A 10,753-nucleotide genomic window follows, 5' to 3' on the forward strand; every position below is an offset into this window, starting at 1 on the left:
TTGCCGTCGATCCGGCAAACATCAGGGGCCGCATGGCGGCCCCTGATACAGCACTATTTGCGGCTCAGGCCATCAGCCCGGAACATCTGCCGGATGCCCCGTATCGCCTGGCGAATCCGGTCCTGGTTTTCGATCAGGGCGAAGCGCACGTGGTCATCACCGTAATCGCCAAAACCGATGCCCGGCGAGACACACACCTTGGCTTCAGCCAGCAGCTTCTTGGCAAATTCCAACGACCCCAGGTGGGCGTACTGCTCGGGTATCTTGGCCCATACATACATCGACGCCTTGGGGTTTTCGACCATCCAGCCCAGCTCATGCAGGCCTTTGACCAACAGGTTGCGGCGCTGGCGGTACTGCTCGGCGATGTCGCGCACACACTGCTGGTCACCTTCGAGCGCCGCGATTGCCGCGACCTGCAAGGGCGTGAACGTGCCGTAGTCGTGGTAGCTCTTGATTCGCGCCAGGGCGCTGACCAGCTCAGGGTTGCCGACCATGAAGCCGATCCGCCAGCCGGCCATGTTGTAGCTCTTGGACAGCGTGAAAAACTCCACGGCAATGTCCTTGGCACCCGGCACCTGCATGATCGACGGTGCCTTCCAGCCGTCGTAGACGATATCGGCGTAGGCCAGGTCGTGCACCACCAGCACGTCATACTGCTTGGCCAAGGCCACCACGCGCTCGAAGAAGTCCAGCTCCACGCATTGGGCAGTGGGGTTGGACGGAAAGCCGAGGATCATCATCTTAGGCTTGGGGATGGACTCGCGGATCGCGCGCTCGAGCTCGTTGAAGAAGTCCACACCGGGCACCAGCGGCACCGAACGCACCTGGGCACCGGCGATCACTGCGCCGTAGATGTGGATCGGGTAGCTCGGGTTGGGCACCAGCACGGTGTCGCCCTGGTCGAGCGTGGCCAGCATCAAGTGGGCCAGGCCTTCCTTCGAGCCAATGGTTACGATGGCTTCGCTTTCCGGGTCGATGTCGACCTCGTAGCGCTGCTTGTACCAGTTGGAAATGGCCCGGCGCAGGCGCGGGATGCCGCGAGAGGTGGAATAGCCGTGGGTGTCTTCACGCTGGGCAACCTGCACCAGCTTCTCGACGATGTGCGGCGGGGTAGCGCCATCGGGGTTACCCATGCTCAGGTCGATGATGTCCTCGCCACGGCGGCGGGCGGCCATCTTGAGCTCGGCAGTGATGTTGAAGACGTATGGGGGGAGACGATCGATGCGCGCAAAGCGGCGCGGCGAACCAGGGTTGGCCATGGTTTCCTCTGAGTACGTAAGCGCCCGGAACCGTCCGAGCGACGCTGGCCGATGTGGCGGCCTGAATCAGAAGATAATGCCGAAACAGCATGACTGTAAAGGACATAACCCTGTTTTGTTAGAACTTTTCAGATGTATTTTTTGAAAATCAGAGATTTATGTTTCCAAGCCGATGATAGGGCCAGAATCGAAAAAAAAACCCGGCACATGGCCGGGGTTTTCGTGTAACAGGCGAATGTATCAGCGTGCGTAGGTCATCAGCACGTCCGCAGCGGTCTGGCTGTCCACACCCATCATCACGCTCAGGGCGGTAACGGTGAGGATGGAGAAGCCGAATACCTTGCGGGCCCACTTGCTGTCGTCCTCGGCCTTGTAACCACCCCAGGCCATGTACAGCCAGTACAGGCCCATGGCAGCTGCCACGGCCAGGTAGCCGAGGCCGGCATAACCGCCGAGGGTGAGCATCAGGGTAGCGAGCACGAAGGCCAGCACGTACAGCACGATCTGCTTCTTGGCCGCAAGAATACCGCGTGCCACCGGCAGGACCGGAATGTTGGCGGCGCTGTAATCCTTGAAGCGGAAGATTGCGATCGCGAAGCTGTGCGGCATCTGCCACAGGCTGAACATCACCAGCAGGGTCACTGCCGCCAGGTCGAAGCTGTTGCTAACGGCGCAGTAACCGATCACCGGAGGCATGGCACCGGACAGGCTGCCAACCAAGGTGCCGTGCACCGATTTGCGCTTCAGCCAGAGGCTGTAGAAACCGACGTAGACGATGAACCCGATCAGCGCACAGAACGCCGACAGCGGGTTGGCCTGGACATACAGCAGGCTGAAGCCCGCCACCCCGAGGAGGGTGGCGTAGACCAGCGCGAGGGTCAGCGACATGCCGCCCTGGACCATGACGCGGTTCTTGGTACGTTCCATCTTGATATCGATGTCGCGGTCGATGCAGTTGTTGAACACACAACCGGACGCAACCACCAGGGACGTACCTATGACCACCGCCAGGAACAGGGCGAAGTCTACATGGCCCTTCGAGGCAAGGAAGAAACCGCCTGCCACGGAAAGCACGTTACCGAAAATGATCCCCGGTTTGGTGATTTGGATAAAGTGCTTAACGGACATGCAGTCTTACCTCACTTGGCCATCATTTCGTAGTGGATGCTGAACATGATCCACAGCGACAGGCCGACCAGCAGTGCAATCACCATGGTGGTGAACAGGAACGTCGACACGTTGGAACGCTGCTCTTTCGAGCGGTCCATGTGCAGGAAGTACACGAGGTGCACTACCACCTGGATGACGGCCATGGCCACCACGATCAGGACGGTCAGGTTCTTCGGCAGGCTCGGGTACATCACCAGGCCGAACGGGATCGCGGTCAGGATGATCGACAGTACAAAGCCGATCATGTAGGACTTCACGCTGCCGTGGTTACCTTCGTGATGAGTGTCGTGTGCGTTAGCCATTACAGAACCCCCAGCAGGTAAACGACGGTGAATACGCAGATCCAGACCACGTCCAGGAAGTGCCAGAACAGGCTCAGGCAGCTCATGCGGGTCTTGGCGGTCGGCGTGATGCCGTGCTTGTTGATCTGGTACATCATGATTGCCATCCAGATCAGGCCGGCGGTCACGTGCAGGCCGTGGGTACCTACCAGGGCGAAGAAGCCCGACAGGAAGCCACTGCGCTGCGGGCCGTAGCCCTCAGCGATCAGGTGATGGAACTCGTAGATTTCCATCGCGATGAACGCAGCACCGAACAGGAAGGTCACTGCCAACCAGCCCAGCACGCCTGCTTTCTTGCCGTCGAACATCTTCAGCATGGCGAAGCCGAAGGTGATCGAGGACAGCAGCAGGAACAGCGTTTCTACAGCTACGAAATCAAGCTGGAAGATGTCATGACCCGACGGGCCGCCGGCAAAACTGCCGGACAGCACCGCGTAGGTGGCGAAGAGCGACGCAAACAGGATGCAGTCGGTCATCAGGTACAGCCAGAAACCGAGTACGGTCATCTGGCCCGAGTCGTGGTGGTGATCGTCGTGCCCATGGTCGTGACCATGAGCAGCGCCGTGGATTACTTGACTGGACATTGATTACACCCGCTCAAACGATTCGACACGTGCGCCGGCAGGCAGAGCACCTGCTTTGGCCAGCGCTTTCATGCGCTCGCCTTCGATGCGCGCCACTTCTTCGGCCGGAACCATGTAGCCCTGGTCGTCACGCGCAGCGTGGCGAACGAAGACAGCGATGGTCGCAACCAGGCTCGCGCCCACCAGCCACCAGATGTGCCAGATGAAGGCGAAGCCGAAGACGGTCAGGAACAGGCCCATGAACAAGCCGGTAGCAGTGTTGCTCGGCATGTGGATCGGCTCGTACTTGCTCGGTGCCTTGTAGGCAACACCGGCTTCCTTGGCTTCGTGCCAGCAGTCCAGGCCAACTTTCTCAGGCATGTGGGCAAAGTTGTAGAACGGAGGTGGCGACGAAGTCGACCATTCCAGGGTACGGCCGCCCCATGGGTCGCCGGTCACGTCCAGGTTCTGGTTGCGGTCGCGGACCGAAACGTAGATCTGGATCAGCTGGCAAGCGATACCGAACAGGATCAGCACGGCGCCGACGACGGCAACGTACAGGTAGGGTTCCCACAGCGGGTTGTCGGAGTGGTTCAGACGACGGGTCATGCCCATGAAGCCCAGGGCATACAGCGGCATGAATGCAACGTAGAAGCCCGAGATCCAGAACCAGAAGGCAGCTTTGCCCCACTTCTCGTTCAGGGTGAAGCCGAAGGCTTTCGGGAACCAGAAGGCGAAGCCGGCAATGTAGCCGAATACCGCACCACCGATGATCACGTTGTGGAAGTGAGCGATAACGAACAGGCTGTTGTGCAGCACGAAGTCAGCACCTGGAACAGCCAGCAGAACGCCGGTCATGCCACCAATGGAGAAGGTGATCATGAAGCCCAGGGTCCACATCATCGGTGCGGTGAAGCGCACACGGCCCTGGTACATGGTGAACAGCCAGTTGAACAGCTTCACACCCGTCGGAATGGAGATCAGCATCGTCGCCAGGCCGAAGAAGGTGTTGACGCTGGCGCCGGCACCCATGGTGAAGAAGTGGTGCAGCCATACGGCAAAGCCCAGGATGGCGATCGCGCCCGATGCGTAGATCATCGAGTGGTGGCCGAACAGACGCTTGCCGGAGAAGGTCGAAGTCACTTCCGAGAACACGCCGAAGGCCGGCAGGATCAGGATGTAAACCTCAGGGTGACCCCACGCCCAGAACAGGTTGACGTACATCATCGGGTTCCCACCAAGCTCGTTGGTGAAAATATGGAAGTCCAGATAACGGTCAACAGTCAGCAGTGCGAGTGCAGCGGTCAGGATCGGGAAGGAAGCGACGATCAGCACGTTGGCCCAGGTGCAGGTCCAGGTGAAGATCGGCATGTCCATCAGTTTCATGCCAGGTGCGCGCATCTTCATCACGGTGACGAGGAAGTTCACACCGGTTAGTGTCGTACCCAATCCGGATAGCTGTAGCGCCCAGATGTAGTAGTCGACACCCACCCCAGGGCTGTACTGAATGCCCGCGAGCGGCGGATAGGCAACCCAGCCGGTCTTGGCGAATTCACCAACGCCCAGCGAGATGTTGACCAGCAGCACGCCTGCCAGCAGCAGGTAGAAGCTCAGGGAGTTCAGGAACGGGAAGGCAACGTCACGTGCACCGATCTGCAGAGGAACCGCAAGGTTCATCAGGCCGGTGAAGAACGGCATCGCCATGAAGATGATCATGATCACACCGTGAGCGGTGAAGATCTGGTCATAGTGTTCAGGCGGCAGGTAGCCTTCGGAGCCGCCGGTAGCAGCAGCCAGCTGGGTACGCATCATGATGGCGTCGGCAAAGCCGCGCAGCAGCATGACCATCGCGACGATGATGTACATCACCCCGATTTTCTTGTGGTCGACCGTGGTCAGCCACTCGGTCCACAAGTAGGTCCACTTGCGGAAATAGGTGATAAGGCCGACGACAGCGATACCGCCGAGCGCGATCATGGCAAGCGTCACCATGACTATCGGCTCGTGATAGGGTATCGCCTCCAGGCTTAATTTACCGAACATCTCTTACTCCTCTGCACCGGCAGCTGGTTGCGTACTCGATTCCACACCCGTGGTGGTGGCCAGATCTTTGCTGCCTGCTTCTTCGTGGACCGGCTTGCCGCGGTTCATGCCTTCGTACTTGTCGACGATGGTCTGGAACAGCTCCGCTGGCGCCTCGCTGTACAGCGCGACTGGGTTGTATTCGCTAGGCTTGGCCAGTGCTTCGTACTCGGCCTTGCCCAGTTTCAGAGGCGACTGCTTCACTTCGGCGACCCACTTGTCGAAGTCTTCCTGGGAAGTGGCAGTAGCCTTGAATTTCATGCCGGTGAAGCCAGCACCGCTGTAGTTGGCGCTGATACCGTCAAACACGCCGTTTTCGTTGGCGATCAGGTGCAACTTGGTGGTCATGCCGGCCATGGCGTAGATCTGGCCGCCCAGGCCCGGGATGAAGAACGAGTTCATCACGGCGTCGGAGGTGACGCGGAAGTTGACCGGGGTGTTAGCCGGGAAGTTGATCTTGTTGACCGTCGCGATGCCCTGCTCCGGGTAGATGAACAGCCACTTCCAGTCCAGTGCGACCACGTCGATCTGGATCGGCTTCACGTCCGAATCCAGCGGACGGTATGGGTCCAGCTTGTGGGTGGACTTGTAGGTGACATAACCCAGGGCAATGATGATCAGGATCGGGATGATCCACACAGCAGCCTCGATCTTGGTCGAGTGCGACCAGTCCGGGGTGTAGGTGGCCGCCTTGTTGGAAGCACGGTACTTCCAGGCGAAGGCCACGGTCATGATGATGACCGGGATCACCACCAGCAGCATCAGGCCGGTAGCGATGAGGATGAGGTTCTTTTGCTCAATGCCGACCTGACCTTTCGGGTCGAGCAGGGTCCAGTTGCACCCGCTGAGTAAAAGCATGCCTAAAAAGGGCAATATGCCAAACAGTCTGGGGTAACGCTTTTTACTCATCTCACGACCTCTAGATCAGCTTGCTTCAATGCAATTTGTGTTTTGGTAGCCAACACTTCGTCCTGCCAAGTGAGGCATTTCGCGCCCGAATACGCTCCTGCCTGGGGTCCGACTGCAGGACCTTGGCTCAAGCGTGTTAGCGGTGCTTATGGTTTCGTAGGCAACAGGCCTGTACTTCAGACCAAGTCCATTTGGTGCGGGAAAACGCGGAGGGGTATCCGCCCGGTATCGCCGCTGGGCGAAACTTGACGAAGTCAGCAAAAGAAAGCGCTGGGGCTTCCTTCAATCCTGCGACTCGCAAGCAGTGCCGAACGGAAATTGGGGGCGATTGTAGTGAGGTCGCCAACCCTTGACTATGACTTATTGAGCAACAGTCTTTTACAGAATGCGTAACAATACTGGTCAAAAATTCAACTTCGCGACAGTTTGTCGCACCCCGCTTGATAGGCCTCAAACCCGCATTGCGCAAGGCTTTGTGGTTGATCTGGATCAAGCGGGAGGCGACTTTTCCCTCTTCTCTGTGGGTGCAAAAGACCACAGCAAATTCGGGACTTATGTCTAAGGCTGGCGCCGATTGCGGTAGATGCCCAGCGGAACCAGGATGGCCGTCAGCACGAACGCCATCAGTGCCCATTGCGCCAGGGACAAACCGAGGATCGGCGGGTATGGCGTGCTGCAGAAACCGTCGACCTGGAATGCGAGCGGCCAGAGCTTGGCCAGCGGCAGGTCGTCGACGATCGGCTGCAGGGTATCGATACCGCAACTGACCATGGGGTTGGCGAGTATATACACATGGTTGCCGGCCGCAACGATTCCGCCAATTGCGCTCAGCACCACCAGCCCTTCGAACAACGTCAGGCTGCGCCGCCCGGGCATCGCTGCGCCGATGAAGGCAAACACGGCGATGAACAGCAGGGCATAGCGTTGCAGGATGCACAACGGGCAGGGGGCTTCGCCGAGCACCACCTGCATGTACAGAGCGCCACCGATCAGGGCGAGACAGATCCCCCCCAGCAGCACCAGAAAGCGCCGTTCCCGATTCAGGCGCGATGTTTGTTCGTTCATTGCCGGTTCCTTCGATGGATAGGGGCAGCGTGGTCCACCTGCCTGGCGCAAGTCTACACGCAGGTCTGACCGTTAGCGTGTCGAGGAAGCGGCAAGACAGCACTGCGAGGGCTATCCGGAGTGGGCTTGAGACCGGCAGGTGTGACGTCGGTTCAACGTTGGCCGGTAAAAAAGCGGCTGCCCGGGCGCCGCGCAGGGGCAAGCCCCTCGACACCCGGGAGTGAAGGATACAGTGATTAAAGGACGATTAACGATGAAAGATGGCTGGCACGATTCATCTTTCCTTTATATGCAAAGCAGCCCAGAAACCACAGGTACGGCAGCGTACCTGTGGGAGCCGGCCTGGCGGCAATGGGGTCAGAACAGTCAGTAGATCACTCCAGAGCTGCCGCCGGCCCGAAGAACTCATAGCGGCTCTGCTGCTGGGGCACACCCAGCTCTTTAAGGTAACGCTTGATCACCGCCATGAAACCCTTGGGCCCGAGGAAGTACGCATCCACGTCACGCTCACCCGGCATCCATTCACCCAAAAGCTCCTGGCTCAACAGCCCCACCGCATTCGCATCGCGCGAACCATCATCCTCGGCATAGCAATAGAAGCGTTTGAGTTGAGGATGTTGCTGGGCCAGCCCATCGACCCAGTCACGGAACGCATGGACCCCTGCATTGCGCGCACAGTGGATGAAATGCACCGGTCGCTTGGTTTCAAGGGCCGCCTCGAGCATGGCCAGGGTCGGTGTGATGCCGACGCCGCCACTGATCAGCACCAGCGGCCTGTCACTGGCGGCAAGGGTGAAGTCGCCAGACGGCGGGAACAGTTGCACGGTACTGCCGACCATCATTTCATGATGCAGGTAGTTGGACACCTTGCCGCCCGCCTCACGCTTGACGCTGATGCGGTATTGCTTGCCATCGCACAAGGCCGACAGCGAATAGTTGCGACGGTGCTCGGCGCCGTCGATGAACAGCTGCAAGCCGATGTACTGGCCCGGTTCAGCCTTGAGCACCGGTTTGCCGTCGACGGGAGCGAAGTAGAACGAAACGATCTCGCTGCTTTCCTGCTCGCGGCGTACCAAGCGGAATTCGCGGGTGCCGCGCCAGCCACCGGCGGCCTCTTCCTTCTGTTTGTAGAGGCCTTCCTCGGCGCCGATGAGGATCTCGGCCAGCTGTCCATAAGCCGCACCCCAGGCAGCGATCACCTCTGCAGTGGCGATCTCCTTGCCGAGCACTTCCTCGATGGCACGCAGCAGGCAGCTACCGACGATCGGATAATGCTCCGGCAGGATCTGCAAGGCGACATGCTTGTTGATGATCTGGCCGACCAGGCCGCCGAGCTGTTCCAGCTGGTCGATGTGCCGGGCGTACATCAGCACGCCGTTGGCCAAGGCGCGCGGCTGGTCGCCACTGGCCTGATGCGCCTGGTTGAACAGTGGGCGCACTTGCGGATACTCGCTGAGCATCAACTTGTAGAAGTGGGTGGTAAGCGCCTCTCCACCGGTTTCCAGCAGCGGGACGGTGGCTTTGATGATTGCACGTTGTTCGGCATTGAGCATTTGCAACGACTCCTGAGCCAGAGGCTTCGAATGGTTGCATGTGCGGTATCAGTATTCGTGCCAACATTAAATATCAATAAAATCAGTATTTTGGCTAATGACATGTCAAAATGACCAGGCATGACGTATAGTCATTTGGACCAACAGGAGTCCTTATGACTGCAAAGCCGCTGCTTACCGCCCTGCTTCCCTTGGTCAGCGACCTGTCCCGTGACCTGCCCGAAGAGGAACGCTACCGCCGCCTGCTGCAAGCCATGCGCGGCTTGCTGCCCTGCGATGCCGCTGCATTGCTGCGGCTCGATGGCGAATGGCTGGTGCCACTGGCTGTCGACGGTTTGTCTGCCGATACCCTGGGCCGGCGTTTCAAAGTAAGCGAGCATCCGCGCTTCCAGGTTTTGCTCAGCCGCGCCGAGCCCACCCGCTTTCCCAGCGACTCCCAGTTGCCCGACCCCTATGACGGCCTGGTCAATGCCCACGACGTCGACCTTCACGTGCATGACTGCATGGGCTGCCCGCTGATGGTCGACGAGCGCCCATGGGGCCTGGTAACCCTCGATGCCCTCACCCCGGGCCAGTTCCAGAGCCTGGAGCTCGATGCCCTGCAAGCCTTCGCCAGCCTGGCAGCTGCCACCGTCACGGTGGCCGAACGCATAGAGCACCTGGCACTGCGCGCCGAGGATGAGCATCAGCGCGCCGAAATCTATCGCCAGGCCAGCGGCCAGGACAAAGAGCTGATTGGCCAAAGCCCGGCGCACAAGCGCCTGCTGGATGAAATACGCCTGGTTGGCGGTAGCGACCTGACCGTGCTGATCACCGGCGAAACCGGCGTGGGCAAGGAACTGGTGGCCCAGGCCCTGCACCAGGCCAGCCACCGCGCCAACAAGCCCCTGATCAGCCTCAACTGCGCCGCGCTGCCCGACACGCTGGTGGAAAGCGAACTGTTCGGCCATGTGCGCGGGGCCTTTACCGGCGCCCACGGTGAGCGTCGCGGCAAGTTCGAACTGGCCAACGGCGGCACGCTGTTTCTCGACGAAGTGGGCGAACTGCCGCTGGCGGTGCAAGCAAAGCTGCTGCGGGTATTGCAAAGCGGGCAACTGCAGCGCCTGGGCTCAGACCGCGAACACACGGTAGATGTGCGCCTGATCGCAGCAACCAACCGCGACCTTGCCGCCGAGGTGCGCAACGGCAACTACCGCGCCGACTTCTACCACCGCCTGAGCGTGTACCCGCTGCAGGTTCCGCCGCTACGCGAGCGTGGGCGCGATGTGCTGCTATTGGCGGGCTACTTCCTCGAACAGAATCGATCACGTCTGGGCCTGAACAGCCTGCGCCTGAGCAACGAAGCGCAATCGGCGCTTCTGGCTTACGACTGGCCCGGCAACGTGCGCGAACTGGAACACCTGATCGGTCGCTCAGCCCTCAAGGCGCTGGGCCAGCACCCGGACCGGCCACGCATCCTTACCCTGCAAGCCAGTGACCTGGACCTGCGTACCGTGGCGGGCGGGGTACAGGCACCCTCCCCTGCGCCCCTGCCGGCGCCGTCGCTGGCCGAAGGTGGCTTGCGCGAAGCTGTCGACGGCTACCAACGCCAGATCATCGATGCCTGCCTGCAGCGCCATCAGGACAACTGGGCCGCCGCCGCCCGCGAACTGGGCCTGGACCGCGCCAACTTAAACCGCTTGGCTCGGCGCCTGGGCCTGCGCTAGACGCGTTTCCTACCAAAGGATTAACCCAGAAAGCCTCTGGTTGCTTTCCGTTGGGCTGCTATATCTCCCTTACCATCGGTAACAGGGCCGTTATACGACCGG

The 10,753-nt window shown here is 60.0% G+C and carries 9 protein-coding genes; 1 reads left to right on the forward strand and 8 read right to left on the reverse strand.

What is annotated here, in order from left to right:
- Positions 1–53 precede the first annotated feature (53 nt).
- The 8 genes from alaC to hmpA all read right to left on the reverse strand — a co-directional run bounded on the left by alaC (position 54) and on the right by hmpA (position 8,945).
- On the reverse strand, positions 54–1,262 hold the full coding sequence (gene alaC / locus JET17_RS22235; RefSeq protein WP_012316178.1) for an alanine transaminase: 1,209 nt from the start codon (positions 1,260–1,262) through the stop codon (positions 54–56).
- 240 nt (positions 1,263–1,502) lie between these two features.
- Entirely contained in the window at positions 1,503–2,390 is an 888-nt protein-coding gene (gene cyoE / locus JET17_RS22240; protein WP_012316179.1) for a heme o synthase, read from the reverse strand.
- Positions 2,391–2,401: 11 nt separating this feature from the next.
- Positions 2,402–2,734 carry a cytochrome o ubiquinol oxidase subunit IV gene (cyoD, locus tag JET17_RS22245; RefSeq protein ID WP_012316180.1) on the reverse strand — a complete coding sequence of 111 codons (333 nt, stop codon included), beginning with the start codon at positions 2,732–2,734 and terminating at the stop codon, positions 2,402–2,404.
- Positions 2,734–3,357 carry a cytochrome o ubiquinol oxidase subunit III gene (gene cyoC, locus JET17_RS22250; RefSeq protein ID WP_012316181.1) on the reverse strand — a complete coding sequence of 208 codons (624 nt, stop codon included), beginning with the start codon at positions 3,355–3,357 and terminating at the stop codon, positions 2,734–2,736. Before cyoC ends, cyoD begins: the two co-directional genes overlap by 1 nt.
- A gap of 3 nt (positions 3,358–3,360) precedes the next feature.
- On the reverse strand, positions 3,361–5,379 hold the full coding sequence (gene cyoB, locus JET17_RS22255) for a cytochrome o ubiquinol oxidase subunit I (protein WP_012316182.1): 2,019 nt from the start codon (positions 5,377–5,379) through the stop codon (positions 3,361–3,363).
- 3 nt (positions 5,380–5,382) lie between these two features.
- Positions 5,383–6,327 carry a ubiquinol oxidase subunit II gene (cyoA, locus tag JET17_RS22260; protein ID WP_012316183.1) on the reverse strand — a complete coding sequence of 315 codons (945 nt, stop codon included), beginning with the start codon at positions 6,325–6,327 and terminating at the stop codon, positions 5,383–5,385.
- 558 nt (positions 6,328–6,885) lie between these two features.
- Positions 6,886–7,392: a disulfide bond formation protein B gene (locus JET17_RS22265; protein WP_012316184.1), complete on the reverse strand. Its 507-nt coding sequence runs from the start codon at positions 7,390–7,392 to the stop codon at positions 6,886–6,888.
- Positions 7,393–7,766: 374 nt separating this feature from the next.
- Positions 7,767–8,945 (reverse strand): NO-inducible flavohemoprotein, encoded by a 1,179-nt coding sequence (gene hmpA, locus JET17_RS22270; protein WP_012316185.1) that lies wholly within the window; start codon positions 8,943–8,945, stop codon positions 7,767–7,769.
- Positions 8,946–9,100: 155 nt separating this feature from the next.
- On the opposite strand from hmpA, the gene norR reads away from it, so the two are divergent.
- Positions 9,101–10,651, forward strand: a complete 1,551-nt coding sequence (gene norR / locus JET17_RS22275; RefSeq protein WP_012316186.1) for a nitric oxide reductase transcriptional regulator NorR — start codon at positions 9,101–9,103, stop codon at positions 10,649–10,651.
- The last annotated feature ends 102 nt before the right edge of the window (positions 10,652–10,753 follow it).

Origin of the sequence: Pseudomonas putida (assembly GCF_016406145.1) — a bacterium.
GTDB classification, from domain to species: domain Bacteria; phylum Pseudomonadota; class Gammaproteobacteria; order Pseudomonadales; family Pseudomonadaceae; genus Aquipseudomonas; species Aquipseudomonas putida_E.